Consider the following 14,874-nt stretch of genomic DNA (forward strand, 5'->3'; position numbering starts at 1 on the left):
CGCCCCCGCCCGTCCACCACAGCGGCAACGAGCGCGATCAGCACGACAGCGATCAGCGCCAGCAACCAAGACGTATCCATGCACAGGACGCTACCCCCACCCGAACCGGTGACAACGCAGGTGAGTTCCCCCACAACGGCCTGCCGCGAAGGAGCGAGGCCCACAGTCGCGCCTTACGCTCAACAGACCGCTTGACCCCCGTCGCCTGCCCGTCCACGGAGGTTCCCTCTCCATGAAGCTCACCGTCGTCGGCTGCTCGGGTTCGTTTCCGTCCGCGGAATCGGCCTGCTCGAGCTACCTCGTAGAGGCCGACGGCTTCCGGCTGCTCCTCGACATGGGCAACGGCGCCCTGGGCGAGCTGCAGCGTCACATCGGTCTCTACGACCTCGATGCCATCTTCCTCAGCCACCTCCACGCGGACCACTGCATCGACATGTGCGCGTACTTCGTCGCCCGCTACTACCGCCATGAGGGCGGGCGCTGCGACGCTCTCCCCGTGTACGCCCCCGAGGGCGCCGACCAGCGCCTGACCACGGCCTATGCCGACACCCCTTCCCCCGGCTCGATGTCCGAGGTCTTCGACTTCCACACCCTGAAGCCGGGGTCGTTCGACATCGGCCCCTTCTCCGTCCGTACGGAGAAGGTCTGCCACCCGGTCGAGGCGTTCGGCATCCGCGTCGAGCACGGCGGCAGGTCCCTCACGTACTCCGGTGACACGGGAGTCTGCGAGGGCCTGCACGAACTCGCCGACGGCACCGACCTGTTCCTCTGCGAGGCGTCCTTCACGCACGGCAAGGAGGATGTCCCCGACCTCCACCTCAACGGCCGCGAGGCCGGCGCCCACGCGGAGCGTGCGAAGGCCGGCCGCCTGGTGCTGACCCACATCCCGCCCTGGACCGACGCCGAGCAGAACCTGGCGGACGCCCGCGCGGTGTACGGGGGCGAGGCCGAACTGGCCGTGCCGGGTGCGGTGTACGAGATCTGAGCCCGACCGTACGTACGCGAAGGGCCCCGCCGAATCCGGCGGGGCCCTTCGTATGTCACTGCCCGAGGCTTACGCCTTGGTGAGGTCCTCGACCTCTTCCTCGGGCTCGCGGCCCGGGGTCTTGAGGTCGAACTTGACGATCGCGAACCGGAAGATCACGTAGTAGAGAGCCGCGAAGCACAGACCGATCGGAATGATCATCCATGGCTTCGTCGCGAGGTTCCAGTTCAGCGCGTAGTCGATCAGACCGGCCGAGAAGTTGAAGCCGTCGTGGACACCGAGTCCCCAGGTGATGGCCATGGAGGCGGCGGTGAGGAGGATGTGCACCACGTACAGGAGCGGTGCGATGAACATGAACGAGAACTCGATGGGCTCGGTCACACCGGTGACGAACGAGGTCAGCGCGAGCGAGATCATCATGCCGAGGACAGCCTTGCGGCGCTCGGGACGGGCGGTGTGCGCCATGGCGAGCGCGGCGGCCGGGAGGCCGAACATCATGATCGGGAAGAAGCCCGACTGGTACATGCCGGCCGTACCGTCTCCGGCCAGGAAGCGCGGGATGTCACCGTGGACGACCGTGCCGGCGGCGTTGGTGAAGTCGCCGATCTGGAACCAGGCCACCGTGTTGACGAACTGGTGCATGCCGACGGGGATGAGCGCACGGTTGACGCCGCCGAAGAGCGCGGAGCCGCCGGCGCCGAGGCCGGTCATCCAGTTGCCGAAGTGCTGGATGCCCTCACCGACGGGCTCCCAGACCAGGCCGAAGAAGACACCGACGAGGATGCCGACGAAGGCCATGATGATCGGGACGAGACGGCGGCCGTTGAAGAAGCCGAGCCAGTCGACGAGCTTGGTGCGGTGGAACCGCTGCCACAGGACCGCGGAGAGCAGACCCATGATGATGCCGCCGAGGACACCGGGGTTGTTGTAGGTCGCCGCTACGTCGACACCCTTGTTCGCCGTCGTGTTGACGACCAGGTCGGTGACCGGGAAGGCCTCGAGGACCTTGCTGTAGACGAGGAACCCGACGACCGCGGCGAGCGCGGTGGAGCCGTCTGCCTTCTTGGCGAAGCCGATCGCCACGCCTATGCAGAACAGGATCGGCAGGGCGCCGGTGATCGCACCGCCCGCGTTGCCGAAGACGGCGGAGACCTTGTCCCAGCCGAGGCCGTCGGCGCCGAAGACGTCGGGCTGGCCCAGGCGGACCATGAGGCCCGCCGCCGGCAGGACGGCGATCGGCAGCTGCAAACTGCGGCCGACCTTCTGCAGGCCCTGGAACAGGCCCGATCCCCGCTTCTTTGCGGGAGCCGCCGTAGCGGTGGCCGTACTCATCAACTTCCTCCATGTGCCGGGGTGCTGCCCGAAAGCGTCGGGGGGACGGAGCAGCATCCAGGTGGTCTACACCACTCAGTGGTGTAGACCTGTTGTACATGGTGAAGGCGGAATAAAGGAACCCCCTCATACCTGTGGGGCAGGACACATCTCCCCAGACACACCGAAAAGCCCCAGTCCTTTATGGAACTGGGACTTCCGGTTGTCCTGTCGTACGGAACGGGTGGCCGCGCGCCGCTACTTCACGTTGTCGCGCTCCATCTCCTCCGCGACTTCCTCTTCCTCACGCCCTGGTGTCTTGAGGTTGAACTTGGTGATCACGACTCTGAAGATCACGTAGTAGATCACCGCGAAGACCAGCCCGATCGGGATGATCATCCATGGCTTGGTCGCCAGGTTCCAGTTGATGGCGTAGTCGATGAGACCTGCCGAGAAGCTGAAACCGTCGTGCACACCGAGCGCCCACGTCACCGCCATCGAGACACCTGTCAGCACCGCGTGGATCGCGTACAGCAGCGGGGCGATGAAGACGAACGAGTACTCGATCGGCTCGGTGATACCGGTGACGAACGAGGTCAGCGCGATGGAGAGCATCATGCCGCCGACCTCCTTGCGGCGCTCGGGACGGGCGCAGTGCGTCATCGCCAGGCAGGCCGCGGGGAGGGCGAACATCATGATCGGGAAGAAGCCCGAGGTGAACTGGCCCGCGTTCGGGTCGCCCGCCAGGAACATGTTGATGTCACCGTGGACCACCGAGCCGTCCGGCTTGGTGAAGCTGCCGAACTGGAACCAGATGGGCACGTTCAGGAACTGGTGCAGACCGATGACCAGCAGCCCTCGGTTGGCGAGACCGAAGATGCCCGAGCCCCAGGCGCCGAGACCGACCAGCCAGTCGCTGAAGTTCTCCAGACCGTCACCGATCGGCGGCCAGATCCACAGGCAGATCGCGGCGAAGCCGATGGCGATGAAGGACATGATGATCGGGACGAGGCGGCGGCCGTTGAAGAAGCCGAGCCAGTCGACCAGCTTGGTGCGGTGGTACCGCTGCCAGAAGAACGACGTCAGGAGGCCCATGATGATGCCGCCGAAGACACCGGGGTTCTGGTATGTGAAGGCGGTCACCTCGCCCGCCGCCTGGCAGCCGGTGGCCACCGCCTTCGCTCCGGCGGCGCAGTCCACCGGGAACTGGCGCAGGACGTTGTAGTACACGAGGAAGCCGACGACCGCCGCCAGTGCCGTGGAGCCGTCCGACTTCTTCGCCATGCCGATGGCGACACCGATGCAGAACAGCAGCGGGAGGCCGAGCGAGCCGTCGAGGAGCGCACCACCCGCGCCCGCCATGACCTTGGAGACGTCCGTCCAGCCGAGACCGTCGGCGCCGAACACATCCGGCTGGCCGAGCCGGTTGAGGATTCCCGCAGCCGGCAGGACGGCGATGGGCAGCTGCAGACTGCGGCCCATCTTCTGGAGTCCGCCGAACAGCCCCTGGTACCAGGGTGTCTGTACAACGGATGCATTCGTGGACATCGGCGTCCTCCTGGTGCTGGCCGTACACTGGTGTAGACCACTCGCAGCGGTGCGGTACTCGTCGTCGCCATCCTGTGACGGAGGGCTATGTAGCGCTCGTATAAGTGGTCCAAACGTGCGTTACCGTGATCAAACGGACCGGGTCGCCGGGCCGCGAAGAGACACTCAGGAGTCAGACATGGCCACTAAGGCTGAGAAGATCGTCGCCGGGCTCGGCGGACTCGACAACATCGAAGAGGTCGAGGGCTGCATCACCCGACTTCGCACCGAGGTCAAGGACCCGTCGCTCGTGAACGACGCCGCCCTCAAGGCGGCCGGTGCACACGGCGTCGTCAAGATGGGCACCGCGATCCAGGTCGTCATCGGCACCGACGCCGACCCGATCGCCGCCGACATCGAAGACATGATGTAAGCACCCGTAAACTCATACGTAGAAGGGCCTGTTCCGACCGACCGGAACAGGCCCTTCTGTGTGCGCCGCCGCTGTCGCGGCTACCGCACCCGCACGGCAAGAATCGCCACGTCATCGGGGTTCGCCCCCTCGTCCAGGCACTCCTCCACCAGATACGCGCAGAGCTCGCCCACCTCCGACGGAGCATTCAGCGCCGCCTTCCTCAGCCGCTCAAGACCCGTCCCCAGATCCTCACCGCGACGCTCCACCAGACCGTCCGTATAGAGCACCAGCAGCGCACCCGGCGGCAGCGGCACCTCCTTCTCCTCCGCATGCCACTCGTCCACGACCCCCAACGGGACGCCCTGGCCCGCCCGGACGAACGAAGCACCCGACTGGTCGATCAGCAGCGGCGGAGGATGGCCCGCCGACACCACCTTCGCGCGGTGCTCCGCCGGATCCACCGTCATGTACAGCACCGTCGTCATATCGGTCAGCGCCATGTTCTGGGTCAGCGCGTTGAGATCCGTCAGCACCGCCACCGGATCCTCGCCCTCCACCAGCGCATACGCACGCAGCGCCGTACGCAGCTGGCCCATCGCCGTCGCCGCGCCGAGACCCTTGCCCATCACATCGCCCAGCGCGAGCGCCACCTTGCCGTCCCGCAGCGCCACCACGTCGTACCAGTCGCCGCCCGCCTGCATCCCGTGCGCGCCGGGCAGGTTGCACGCCGCTATCTGCACCCCCTCGATATGGGGCAGCGTCTGGGCCAGCATCGACTGCTGCAACGTGCTCGCTATGCGCCGCTCGCGCTCGTACAGCTGCGTGTTCTCCACGATCTGGCCCGCGAACCGGCAATAGGTGTTGGTCAGCTGGCGCTGGCGCATGGTGGGCCGCCCCGGCTGCTTGAAAGCCCAGCCCACGACGCCCAGCCTGCGCCCGTCGGAGGCCGAGAGCGTCACCGCGTACGCGCTCCGGAATCCGGCCGTACGGGCAAGATCACGAAAAGCCTCCGTGCAGGACGGGTCCGTCGCTACGTCCTCGATGATCAGCGCGCCGCCGGCCTCCGCCACCTCGTCCATCAGGCAGCGGTCCTCGGTCAGCTTCTCCAGGGCGATGTGCACCTCGTCCAGCGGGTCGGGCGGCAGCCCGAACACCGCCTGCGTCGCCATCGTCCCGTGCTCCTCGTCGAAGAGCCTCGCCACGCCCATGTCCGCGTGCAGCAGCAGGGCACCCTCCTCCAGGACCCGCGCCAGCGCGGACTCGAGCGTCCCGCGGCCCGCGAGCCGCTCGGTCAGACCGTGCACCCAGGTCAGGTCCTCCAGCTGCTCGGCAAGACGCTGGTTCGCCTCGTCCAGCTCGGTGGCCGAGTGCCGCTGGTGGGAGACGTCGTGGATGTACGAGACGGCCAGCGGCTGCCCGCCGTAGGTGCACTCCAGCGGGCTCGCGCTGATGTCCAGCCAGAGCGGCGGCTGCCCCGGCACCCGGTACTGCACCTCGGCGCGGGTCGCGCGCCGCCGGTGCAGGGCGATGCCCATCGGTGAATCGTCGAACGCCATGGACTCGCCGTTGCGGTCGAACAGCAGCTGCGCGGCTGCGGCGATACCGCCGGGGTCCATCGGCACGGGCGTACGGAACAGCTGCGCGAGGCGCTGGTTCGCGTACACGGCCGTGCCGCCCCGGTCGGCCGAGGCGATCAGGATCCCGTGCGGGGACCCCTCCAGAACGGAGACCGACGAGAAGCGGTCAGGCGTCTCGGTCGTCTGAGCCGTGGGCTGACGGAGGTCGACGGTCATGACTGCCTTTCCAAGTAAACAATTTAGACCTTTACTCTAAGAGTAGTAATTATGCCATAAGTCCGTCTTGTGCCATTAGTCCTCTCCCCTCGGGCCGTTCGGCCCCCTCCACCGCGCCAGCTAGGCTCGACGCCATGTCTCGCATCGACGGCCGCACCCCCGAACAGCTCCGCCCGGTCACCATCGAACGTGCCTGGAGCAAGCACGCCGAGGGCTCCGTCCTCGTCTCCTTCGGCGACACCAAAGTCTTCTGCACCGCCTCCTTCACCGAAGGCGTACCGCGCTGGCGCAAGGGCAGCGGGGAGGGATGGGTCACCGCCGAGTACTCGATGCTCCCGCGCGCCACCAACACCCGCGGCGACCGCGAATCCGTACGCGGCAAGATCGGCGGCCGTACACACGAGATCTCCCGCCTCATCGGCCGCTCGCTCCGCGCCGTCATCGACTACAAGGCGCTCGGCGAGAACACGATCGTCCTCGACTGCGACGTCCTCCAGGCCGACGGCGGCACCCGCACCGCAGCCATCACCGGCGCCTACGTCGCACTCGCCGACGCGATCGCCTGGGGCCAGGCCAAGAAGCACATCAAGCACGGCCGCACGCCCCTCACCGGCACCGTCTCCGCCGTCTCCGTCGGCATCGTCGACGGCACCCCCCTCCTCGACCTCTGTTACGAGGAGGACGTGCGCGCCGACACCGACATGAACGTCGTCTGCACCGGTGACGGCCGCTTCGTCGAGGTCCAGGGCACCGCCGAGGCCGCGCCCTTCGACCGCGAGGAGCTCAACGCGCTCCTCGACCTCGCCACCGGCGGCTGCGCCGACCTCACCGCGCTGCAGGTCGACGCCCTCGCCAAGACCCTCGGCGAGTAAAGAAGCAACCAAGAGGACCCTCTCGACGTCATCCCAGACACGGGCGCGCGGATCGAACCGTGCGCCCGTCCGTCTGCTCGTCCGTCTGCCCGTCCGTCTGTCCGAACCGGGGGAACCATGCGCCGAATCGCACTCGCAGCAGCAGGAGCCACGCTCGCCCTGACGGCGGCCCTGGCCGGCTGCAGCGCAGTCGACAAGGCGGTCGACTGCGTGCAGACCGCCGACGCGATCGCCTCCAACGTCAACAACCTCCAACAGGCCGTCACCAACGCCGCCAACGACCCGACCCAGGCGGACCAGGCCCTCGACGACATCAGCAAGAACCTCAAGTCCCTCGGCGACAAGACCGACGACGCGGACCTGAGCAAGTCCATCGACAGTCTCAACACGGCGGTGGACAACGTCCGTTCATCGATCAAGAACGGCGACAACACCCCCGACATCAGCCCGGTCGCTGACGCGGCGTCGGAGCTGGGTAAGGTCTGCACCTCGTAGACCGCCAGGGGGGCCTGACCGTATGCGCCGTGCCAGTTGTGCCGTATCGGCCGTCGTCGTGCTCGCCGCGGGCATCCTGATCTTCCGGAGCTGCGGCACCACGGCCGACGACGCCAGGGCCCAGGACTGCCGTGCGACCAAGGGCCTGCGGTCGCTGGCCATCGAGTACAGCGCCCAGAGCGGCGACGAGGCCGATACGACGCTCCTCTTCATCGAGCGCCGCCTCGCCGCACTCCACGGCGGCGCCGACATCAAGGACCCCGACGTCCAGCAGGCCGTGTTCAACATCGACTCCACCGTGCACGACAAGGACGCCGCGGGCCTGCTCAGTGCCGGGTACGGACTCCAGGACGCCTGCCGGGCGGGATAATCGACCCCATGAGCCGTCTGATCCTCGCCACCCGCAACGCCGGGAAAATCACCGAACTCCATGCGATCCTCGCCGGCGCGGGCCTCCCGCACGACCTGGTCGGCGCGGACGCGTACCCGGAAATCCCCGACGTGAAGGAAACCGGCGTCACCTTCGCCGAGAACGCCCTCCTCAAGGCCCACGCCCTCGCCCAGGCAACGGGCCTGCCCGCGGTGGCGGACGACTCGGGCCTCTGCGTGGACGTCCTGAACGGCGCCCCCGGCATCTTCTCCGCCCGCTGGTCGGGAACGCACGGAAACGACCAGGCCAACCTGGACCTGCTCCTGGCCCAGCTCTCCGACATCGCCGACGAACACCGGGGCGCCCACTTCGCGTGCGCGGCTGCCCTGGCGCTCCCCGACGGCACGGAGCGAGTGGTCGAGGGCCGCCTCCTGGGCACCCTGCGCCACGCCCCGGCGGGATCGGGCGGCTTCGGCTACGACCCGATCCTGCAGCCGGAGGGCGAGACGCGGACGTGCGCGGAGATGTCGGCAGCGGAGAAGAACGCGATCAGCCATCGCGGCCAGGCTTTTCGGGCGCTGGTCCCGGTGCTGCGAGAGGTTCTGGGCTGACCCGAGTGCTTAGGCAAGTGGGGGCCTGACACCCGGACCGGGTGTCAGGCCCCCACTCGTTCGGTGCGCCCGGTCGGATTCGAACCGACAAACACAGACCCCTAAAATCTGCCGCTCCAGCCCTTGGCGTACGGGCGCATGCCGACACCGAGCTTACTGCCTCCTTCGGAACGCAGGGGAGCGGTTCGAGTAAGTAGCCGTCTGGCTGTGGCACGACGGGCACAGGTACCGCAGGTTCTCCCGCCGATTGTCCAGACGATCGCCGTTGATGTGGTCGATCTCCAGGACAAGTCGCTTGCCTTGCCAGACATCGCCGATGCCGCACTCGGCGCAGACGTGTGGGACTGCGAGGTCATCAAGTGCACGCCGCAACATGGGGGTTTTCGCTCGCGGGGCGCCGGGTTCGAGACGTTGCAGGGTGTCGTCTGCGGACTTGCGGAAGGGGGACACAGCGCCCCGAAAATGCGCTTGCCCCGTGAAGTGGGCGGTGGAGACGCCGTGGGCTTCGACGCTTCGTTTTATGCGCGCACGTCCGGCACCGCTCTCGTTCTGGCCCAAGTGCTTGAGGACGCCTGCCAGGCTCGTGGAATCCGCCACCGCAGCGATCAACTCGTCCCGGACTATGACTCCGGGGCCATACCTGCGACCACTGGTGAAGTGCGATGTATCGATCCCGAACTGGTCGAGCTTGTTCCGGATGTGGCTGTACGGGGTGTAACCGGGTGGGGTGCCCAGGCGGTCCAGCATTTCCCGGATGCTGAGGGACTGGGCCGCCACCTTGGCGAGGAGCGCACGCGTGTAGACGCGGCGTTCGTGCTCGGGCAGCGGTTCGTCTCGGAAGTGGGATACATCGATGCAGTAGTGCTTGAGCCGACCGGTCAAGTACCTGCATGTTGTGCTGCCCAACGGTGCGTCCAACCTCCGCATCATGTCGACCAGGCTTACGGAGGCAGCTGCGGTCCGGGTGAGGAGGTCGCGGGTGTACTTCGGGCCGCTCATGCCGCGTTCCTCCGCTTCCGGCCCCGGTAAGTGTCCGTTACTGCATGGCAGTTGGGGCACAGGAGCTGGAGGTTCTCCGGGCGGTTGTCCCACCAGTCACCGTTGGCATGGTCGACCTCAAGCCGGAGCGGCTTGTGGTTCCACTCAGGGCCTGTGCCGCACACGGCGCAGAGTTCGGGGGTGCCGGTTTTCAGCAGCTCGCGTCGAAGGCGTTGGCCCGGGATCCTGCCATCGGTTGCTGCACCGAGGACCAGGGGGTTGCCGCGCGACTCCTTAGGGCCGCCTCGGCGCTGCGCGAAGTGGGATATGTCGATCTTCAGCGCCGCTATTCGACGGCTGATATGGGCGTGGTTGCCGCCAACCGGGCTGATGCCAAGGCGCTGTACGACCTGCTTGATGGACGAAGATGTGGCGACCGCCTCCCTCAACGTCTCCTCCGTGTGGCGTGACCACTTGGCCGGGAAGTGCGAGGTGTCCACGCCCGCTTCCAGCATCTTCTGGCGGAGGTAGCGCCTGCTGCCCGGCGTTGGGGTGCCGCCGCACCAGCTGACTGCCTCGTCCCAGTTCCTCGTCTCGCGGGCCGCCTCTTCGAGCAGCTCGCGGGTGTACCTGGCCTGCATGGTTCCCCTCCGTGTCCGGCTGCGTGTTCGCGGCCTCGCACTGAGTAACGAACCGGTTATCGGATGGTCACGTCCGAAATGCGGAATACCTCGTACCGCTCAGTCAGAGGGTGCGAGGCATTCCGTACAGGGGAGTTGCGTCAGAACTTGGGTTCCGGGGTCTGGGCCTGGACCAGTTCCTCCGCCTCCTCCTTCGTTTCCACCGACGGGGGCGAGCCCGCCAGTGGCTTCTGGGCCGTTTCCTTCATGCAGGCCACTGCGATCACGCCGACCAGGGCCGCCGCCATCGCGTAGTACGCCGGCATCAGGTTCGAGCCCGTCCAGGCGATCAGGGCGGTGATCACCAGGGGCGTCGTACCGCCGAAGATCGAGGCGGAGAGGTTGTAGCCGACCGAGAGGGAGCCGTAGCGGACCTGGGTGGGGAACAGGGCCGGGAGTGCCGCGGACATCGTGCCCAGGAGGCAGACCAGGGAGAGGCCGAGCATCAGCATGCCCGCGATGACCGCGGGGATCGAGCCCTGGCCGATCAGGAGGAAGGAGGGGGCCGAGAGGAAGAAGAAGCCCAGCATGCCTGCCATCAGGAGCGGCTTGCGGCCGAAGTGGTCGCTGAGCTTGCCCACCTGGTTGATGATCAGCATCAGGAAGACCATGACGCCGAGCAGGATCAGCAGGCCGTGCGTCTCGCTGTAGTGCAGCTCGTCCGACAGATACGTCGGCATGTACGAGAGCAGCATGTAGTCGGTGACGTTGTACGCGCCGACGAGGGCGATGCAGAGGATCAGTGAGGGCCAGTAGTCCTTGAAGATCTTGCCGAGGTCGGCCGTGGTGGACGTTTCCACCGCGTCCGCCGCCTCGCTGGCCCGCGCGTTCTCGTTCTCCATTTTCTGGAAGGCGGGGGTCTCGTCCAGCTTGAGCCTGAGGTAGAGGCCGACCAGGCCCAGGGGGCCCGCGACGAGGAACGGGATGCGCCAGCCCCAGGAGTCCATGTCGGGGGTGGAGAGGACGGTGGTGAGGATCGTGACGAGGCCCGCCGCGCCTACGTAGCCCGCCAGGGTGCCGAATTCCAGGAAGCTGCCGAAGTAGCCGCGGCGTTTGTCGGGGGCGTACTCGGCGATGAAGGTCGAGGCGCCGCCGTACTCGCCGCCGGTCGAGAAGCCCTGGAGCATGCGGAAGAGGATGAGGAGGACCGGGGACCAGAAGCCGATCGCCGCGTACGAGGGGAGCAGGCCGATCGCGAAGGTGCCGATCGCCATCAGCACCATGGTGAGGGCGAGGACCTTTTTGCGGCCGATCCGGTCGCCCATGGGGCCGAAGACCATGCCGCCGATGGGGCGGACCAGGAACGCGACTGCGAATGTTGCGAACGAGGAGAGCAGTTGGACGGTGTCTCCGGCGCCGGAGAAGAAGACGTGGCCGATGGTGGAGGCCAGGTAGGCGTAGATGCCGAAATCGAACCATTCCATCGCGTTGCCGAGTGAGGCCGCCTTGACGGCCCGCTTGACGGCCGCTTCGTCGGTGACGGTGATGTCGGTGCGGCGGAGCTTGGGGTTCTCGCGTCTTTGGATCACTCGGAAGAGAGCGCGGTGGCGTTTGACCGCTTCTGGGTCGGCCTGGCTCTCGGGGCCTGCGGCGGTCATGGTTCTGCTCCTCTCGGTGGACGTGTAGGTCCAAGAGGAACGTCTGCACAATCGTGGCGGTTGCAAACCGAAGTCCCACGCGAATGGGACTTCGGTCACTCGTTCTCAGATGCCGAGGTCCTTGATGATCTTGGCTACGTGGCCGGTCGCCTTGACGTTGTAGAAGGCGTGTTCGACCTTGCCGCTCTCGTCGACGACGATCGTGGAGCGGATGACGCCGGTCACCGTTTTGCCGTAGAGCTTCTTCTCGCCGAAGGCGGCGTAGGACTCCAGGACCTCCTTGGAGGGGTCGCCCACCAGCGTCACCTTCAGTGACTCCTTCTCGCGGAACTTGGCGAGCTTCTCCGGCTTGTCGGGGGAGACGCCGATGACGTCGTACCCGGCGGTGGCGAGCAGGTCCAGGTTGTCCGTGAAGTCGCAGGCCTGCTTGGTGCAGCCGGGGGTGAGGGCGGCCGGGTAGAAGTAGACGATGACCTTGCGGCCCTTGTGGTCCGCGAGGGAGACGTCGTTGCCGTCCGCGTCGGGGAGGGTGAAGGCGGGTGCGGTGTCGCCGGGCTGGAGTCGCTCGCTCATCGGAGGGTCCCATCGAGATGTGAGGAGGGATGTGCGTACGCCGTCGAGCGTAATAGGGGTGCCGTGGGGTGCGGTGGGCCCCGAGCTGACAGACTGTCGACCTACGACTACCGGATACGACGACGGAGGCAGCGCAGTGTCGGATGTGTCGGACGCCAGGACCCCTGCGCAGATCGAGACGGACATCAAGAGCCGGCGCGATCAGCTGGCGGTCACGCTGGACGAGATCGGGGTGCGGCTGCATCCGAGCACGGTCATCGGGGACGCGAAGGCGAAGGTGGCCTCGGCGGTGGACCAGACCGCGGGGCGGGCTTTTGTCGCCGTGAACCGTGGTGTGAGCGAGGTGCGCGCGCAGTTCGTGGACGAGGAGGGCTCGCCGCGTCTGGAGCGGGTCGTTCCGGTGGCCCTGGTGGTTGTGGGTCTGGTGGGTCTGCTCGCCTTCTCGGCGAAGCGGCGCAGGGGCTGACCCCTTCGGTGAACAGCGGCTTCGTGGGCGGGTAGGTTCGGGTCCGTGAGTAAGGACACCACCACCCACGACAAGCTGCCGATCCGGATGCTGCACGACCGCGTGCTGGTCCGGTCCGACTCTCCCGAGGGCGAGCGCCGGTCCGGCGGCGGCATTCTGATTCCGGCGACCGCCGCGGTGGGCAGGCGTCTGGCCTGGGCCGAGGTGGTCGCGGTGGGCCCCAATGTGCGGACCGTGGAGACAGGGGACCGGGTGCTGTACGACCCGGAGGACCGTGCCGAGGTCGAGGTGCGCGGGGTGGCGTACGTACTGATGCGTGAGCGGGATCTGCACGCTGTCGCGTCCGAGCGCGTGGACGAGGGCACCACAGGTCTGTATCTGTAGCGGTTTGCTACCTTTGAGGTACCCCGACGAGACGCGCCGTACCGGGCTTCGTGACTGAGCAAAGACGACGCACCCTGTTGATCCGTCTCGCGGAGGTTCGTCGTCATGGCTTGGGTTCTGCTCGTCGTCGCTGGTCTGCTCGAAGTGGCCTGGTCGATCGGGATGAAGTACACCGAGGGTTTTACGAGGCTGGTGCCCAGCCTCCTCACCGGTGCCGGGATCGTCGTCTCCATGTTCCTGCTGTCGCAGGCCACCAAGACCCTGCCCATCGGTACCGCGTACGGGGTGTGGGTCGGGATCGGTGCTGCCGGTGCGGCGGTGTACGGCATGGTGATGCTCGGTGAGCCGGCCACCGCCGCCCGGATCTTCTTCGTCTGTCTGCTGCTGGTCGCCGTCGTCGGGCTGAAGGCGACCTCCGGTCACTAGTCACTAGTTACTGGGTAACTAGTGACTCAGTAACTAGTTCGGGCTGGGGTCGGTGTTCTCGTCCGGTCCGAAGCTGAAGGTCGGGGTCTCCGTCGGCAAGGTCGGGGTGTCCGACGGGGACACCGGCGGCTCCGTGGTCGGGCTGGCCGGGGCGCTGCTGCTCGGCGGCTCCGAGGACGGCGTCTCCGACGGGGATTCCGAGGGGGACGGCGAGAGCGTCGGCTCCGGCGATGCGCCGGACTGGAGCTCCAGGTCGAAGCGGACGGGCGTGGTGTTTTCGAGCGCGCCCGCCGTGTACTGGCCCCAGATCTGGGCGGGCGGGCCGCCGCCGTTGACGCGGTTGAGGCCGAGGGCTCCGTACAGCGGCTTCTGGTTGCCGTTCTTCGGGTCCTCGCCCATCATCGCGACGACCGTGGAGAGGGCCGGGGTGTAGCCGGCGAACCAGGCGGCCTTGTCGTCGTCGATGGTGCCGGTCTTGCCCGCGACCTCCCAGCCGGGGACCTGGGCCGCGGCCCCGGTGCCGTTCTGGACGACGCTGGTGAGCATCGATGTGGTGGTGTCGGCGGCTTCCCTGGGGGTCTTCTGGCTGTCGTCCTCGCCGGGGATGCTGACGGGGTCGCCGTTCTTGGTGAGCTTCTCGACGAAGGTGTACGGGCGGTAGTTGCCGTGGTTGGCGAGCGTCGCGTAGGCGTGGGCCATGTCGAGCGGGCTGACCTGGGCGACGCCGAGCGCCATCGAGGGGCCGGGGTTGAGGTTGGTGGTCTTCTTCGGTACGCCCAGGTCGGCCGCGGTCGATGCGACGTTGTCCGTGCCGACGTCCTCGGCCATCTGTGCGAAGACCGCGTTGACGGAGTTGTCCATCGCCGTGGAGACGGTGATGTTGCCGTAGTTGCGGCCGTCCTCGTTGGGCGGGGCGTAGCCGGTGGATCCGTCGGGGCCCTGCACCTCGCGCTGGCTGTTGCCGTTGTAGATCGTGTACGGGGTGATCGTGCGGCCGTCCTGGGTGGTGGAGTGGTTCTGCACCGCCGAGGTGAAGATGAACGGCTTGAAGGTGGAGCCGACCGCGAAGTCCTTGCGGGTGGCGTTGGAGATGTAGTGCTTGAGGTAGTCCGTGCCGCCGTACAGGGCGCGGACCTTGGCGGTGGCCGGGTCGACGGAGGCCGCGCCGATCTGTACGTAGCTGTCGGCTGTCGAGCTGCCGAGCTTGTCGGTGACCTGCTGTTTGACGCTCTTGGTGAGGTCGTCCTGTTTGGACTTCTGCAGGGTGGTGGTGATGCGGTAGCCGCCGGCGGCGAGTTCGTCGCTGGAGACGATGCCGGCGGTGTCGAGGTAGTTCTTGACGGCTTCGACGATGTAGCCGCGCTGGCCGGAGAGGCCGGCGCGGCTACAT

The 14,874-nt window shown here is 67.1% G+C and carries 17 protein-coding genes, 1 tRNA gene and 1 riboswitch; of the genes, 9 read left to right on the forward strand and 9 right to left on the reverse strand.

What is annotated here, in order from left to right; translation table 11 throughout:
* The first annotated feature begins 232 nt into the window (after window positions 1-232).
* Window positions 233-985, forward strand: coding sequence for an MBL fold metallo-hydrolase (locus J0695_RS11910; RefSeq protein WP_206961918.1), 753 nt, complete (start codon window positions 233-235; stop codon window positions 983-985).
* A 69-nt stretch (window positions 986-1,054) separates the two neighbouring features.
* On the opposite strand, the gene J0695_RS11915 is transcribed toward J0695_RS11910, so the two are convergent.
* A complete protein-coding gene (locus J0695_RS11915; RefSeq protein WP_206961919.1) occupies window positions 1,055-2,317 on the reverse strand; it encodes a PTS transporter subunit EIIC in 1,263 nt (420 codons plus the stop codon).
* Between the two features lie 237 nt (window positions 2,318-2,554).
* Window positions 2,555-3,844 carry a PTS transporter subunit EIIC gene (locus tag J0695_RS11920; RefSeq protein WP_206961920.1) on the reverse strand — a complete coding sequence of 430 codons (1,290 nt, stop codon included), beginning with the start codon at window positions 3,842-3,844 and terminating at the stop codon, window positions 2,555-2,557.
* Here J0695_RS11920 and J0695_RS45170 point away from each other — a divergent pair.
* Window positions 3,753-4,256 carry a PTS sugar transporter subunit IIB gene (locus J0695_RS45170; RefSeq protein WP_277989972.1) on the forward strand — a complete coding sequence of 168 codons (504 nt, stop codon included), beginning with the start codon at window positions 3,753-3,755 and terminating at the stop codon, window positions 4,254-4,256. The two genes, J0695_RS11920 and J0695_RS45170, sit on opposite strands and share 92 nt — an antisense overlap.
* 80 nt (window positions 4,257-4,336) lie before the next feature.
* Here J0695_RS45170 and J0695_RS11930 read toward each other — a convergent pair whose 3' ends face one another.
* Entirely contained in the window at window positions 4,337-6,031 is a 1,695-nt protein-coding gene (locus tag J0695_RS11930) for a SpoIIE family protein phosphatase (RefSeq protein ID WP_206961923.1), read from the reverse strand.
* A gap of 134 nt (window positions 6,032-6,165) precedes the next feature.
* Here J0695_RS11930 and rph point away from each other — a divergent pair, with 134 nt between their 5' ends.
* The 4 genes from rph to rdgB all read left to right on the forward strand — a co-directional run bounded on the left by rph (window position 6,166) and on the right by rdgB (window position 8,379).
* Window positions 6,166-6,903, forward strand: a complete 738-nt coding sequence (gene rph / locus J0695_RS11935) for a ribonuclease PH (protein WP_206961925.1) — start codon at window positions 6,166-6,168, stop codon at window positions 6,901-6,903.
* Between the two features lie 117 nt (window positions 6,904-7,020).
* Entirely contained in the window at window positions 7,021-7,398 is a 378-nt protein-coding gene (locus J0695_RS11940; RefSeq protein WP_206961927.1) for a DUF8711 family protein, read from the forward strand.
* 22 nt (window positions 7,399-7,420) lie between these two features.
* Window positions 7,421-7,768, forward strand: a complete 348-nt coding sequence (locus J0695_RS11945) for a hypothetical protein (RefSeq protein WP_206961929.1) — start codon at window positions 7,421-7,423, stop codon at window positions 7,766-7,768.
* 8 nt (window positions 7,769-7,776) lie between these two features.
* Complete coding sequence (gene rdgB / locus J0695_RS11950; protein WP_206961931.1) at window positions 7,777-8,379, forward strand: RdgB/HAM1 family non-canonical purine NTP pyrophosphatase; 603 nt, start codon at window positions 7,777-7,779, stop codon at window positions 8,377-8,379.
* Between the two features lie 64 nt (window positions 8,380-8,443).
* Here the strand turns inward: rdgB and J0695_RS11955 are convergent.
* From J0695_RS11955 to bcp, 5 genes are all read right to left on the reverse strand, one after another.
* A tRNA-Leu gene (locus J0695_RS11955) sits at window positions 8,444-8,517 on the reverse strand.
* A gap of 15 nt (window positions 8,518-8,532) precedes the next feature.
* A complete protein-coding gene (locus J0695_RS11960) occupies window positions 8,533-9,378 on the reverse strand; it encodes an HNH endonuclease signature motif containing protein (protein WP_206961932.1) in 846 nt (281 codons plus the stop codon).
* A complete protein-coding gene (locus tag J0695_RS11965; RefSeq protein WP_206961934.1) occupies window positions 9,375-9,998 on the reverse strand; it encodes an HNH endonuclease signature motif containing protein in 624 nt (207 codons plus the stop codon). The genes J0695_RS11960 and J0695_RS11965 overlap by 4 nt, the downstream gene beginning before the upstream one ends.
* 140 nt (window positions 9,999-10,138) lie before the next feature.
* A complete protein-coding gene (gene proP / locus J0695_RS11970; RefSeq protein ID WP_206961935.1) occupies window positions 10,139-11,635 on the reverse strand; it encodes a glycine betaine/L-proline transporter ProP in 1,497 nt (498 codons plus the stop codon).
* 105 nt (window positions 11,636-11,740) lie between these two features.
* Window positions 11,741-12,208, reverse strand: a complete 468-nt coding sequence (gene bcp / locus J0695_RS11975; protein WP_206961937.1) for a thioredoxin-dependent thiol peroxidase — start codon at window positions 12,206-12,208, stop codon at window positions 11,741-11,743.
* Between the two features lie 145 nt (window positions 12,209-12,353).
* Here bcp and J0695_RS11980 point away from each other — a divergent pair, with 145 nt between their 5' ends.
* From J0695_RS11980 to sugE, 3 genes are all read left to right on the forward strand, one after another.
* A complete protein-coding gene (locus J0695_RS11980) occupies window positions 12,354-12,674 on the forward strand; it encodes a DUF3618 domain-containing protein (RefSeq protein ID WP_206961940.1) in 321 nt (106 codons plus the stop codon).
* 87 nt (window positions 12,675-12,761) lie between these two features.
* Complete coding sequence (locus J0695_RS11985) at window positions 12,762-13,058, forward strand: GroES family chaperonin (protein WP_206961942.1); 297 nt, start codon at window positions 12,762-12,764, stop codon at window positions 13,056-13,058.
* Window positions 13,059-13,061: 3 nt separating this feature from the next.
* A riboswitch (guanidine-III (ykkC-III) riboswitch) is annotated at window positions 13,062-13,132 on the forward strand.
* 31 nt (window positions 13,133-13,163) lie between these two features.
* A complete protein-coding gene (gene sugE / locus J0695_RS11990; protein WP_206961939.1) occupies window positions 13,164-13,484 on the forward strand; it encodes a quaternary ammonium compound efflux SMR transporter SugE in 321 nt (106 codons plus the stop codon).
* Between the two features lie 33 nt (window positions 13,485-13,517).
* Here sugE and J0695_RS11995 read toward each other — a convergent pair.
* The coding region (locus J0695_RS11995) for a transglycosylase domain-containing protein (RefSeq protein ID WP_277989973.1) at window positions 13,518-14,874 on the reverse strand (1,357 nt) is incomplete at its 5' end.

It is taken from the genome of Streptomyces beijiangensis (genome assembly GCF_017315755.1).
In the GTDB taxonomy this organism is placed as follows: domain Bacteria; phylum Actinomycetota; class Actinomycetes; order Streptomycetales; family Streptomycetaceae; genus Streptomyces; species Streptomyces beijiangensis.

Coding starts and splice junctions, on each gene's coding strand:
- J0695_RS11910 (WP_206961918.1), top strand. CDS start 233: ATGAAGCTCACCGTCGTCGGCTGCTCGGGTTCGTTTCCGTCCGCGGAA.
- J0695_RS11915 (WP_206961919.1), bottom strand. CDS start 2,317: ATGAGTACGGCCACCGCTACGGCGGCTCCCGCAAAGAAGCGGGGATCG.
- J0695_RS45170 (WP_277989972.1), top strand. CDS start 3,753: ATGGGCAGCTGCAGACTGCGGCCCATCTTCTGGAGTCCGCCGAACAGC.
- J0695_RS11920 (WP_206961920.1), bottom strand. CDS start 3,844: ATGTCCACGAATGCATCCGTTGTACAGACACCCTGGTACCAGGGGCTG.
- J0695_RS11930 (WP_206961923.1), bottom strand. CDS start 6,031: ATGACCGTCGACCTCCGTCAGCCCACGGCTCAGACGACCGAGACGCCT.
- rph (WP_206961925.1), top strand. CDS start 6,166: ATGTCTCGCATCGACGGCCGCACCCCCGAACAGCTCCGCCCGGTCACC.
- J0695_RS11940 (WP_206961927.1), top strand. CDS start 7,021: ATGCGCCGAATCGCACTCGCAGCAGCAGGAGCCACGCTCGCCCTGACG.
- J0695_RS11945 (WP_206961929.1), top strand. CDS start 7,421: ATGCGCCGTGCCAGTTGTGCCGTATCGGCCGTCGTCGTGCTCGCCGCG.
- rdgB (WP_206961931.1), top strand. CDS start 7,777: ATGAGCCGTCTGATCCTCGCCACCCGCAACGCCGGGAAAATCACCGAA.
- J0695_RS11960 (WP_206961932.1), bottom strand. CDS start 9,378: ATGAGCGGCCCGAAGTACACCCGCGACCTCCTCACCCGGACCGCAGCT.
- J0695_RS11965 (WP_206961934.1), bottom strand. CDS start 9,998: ATGCAGGCCAGGTACACCCGCGAGCTGCTCGAAGAGGCGGCCCGCGAG.
- proP (WP_206961935.1), bottom strand. CDS start 11,635: ATGACCGCCGCAGGCCCCGAGAGCCAGGCCGACCCAGAAGCGGTCAAA.
- bcp (WP_206961937.1), bottom strand. CDS start 12,208: ATGAGCGAGCGACTCCAGCCCGGCGACACCGCACCCGCCTTCACCCTC.
- J0695_RS11985 (WP_206961942.1), top strand. CDS start 12,762: ATGCTGCACGACCGCGTGCTGGTCCGGTCCGACTCTCCCGAGGGCGAG.
- sugE (WP_206961939.1), top strand. CDS start 13,164: ATGGCTTGGGTTCTGCTCGTCGTCGCTGGTCTGCTCGAAGTGGCCTGG.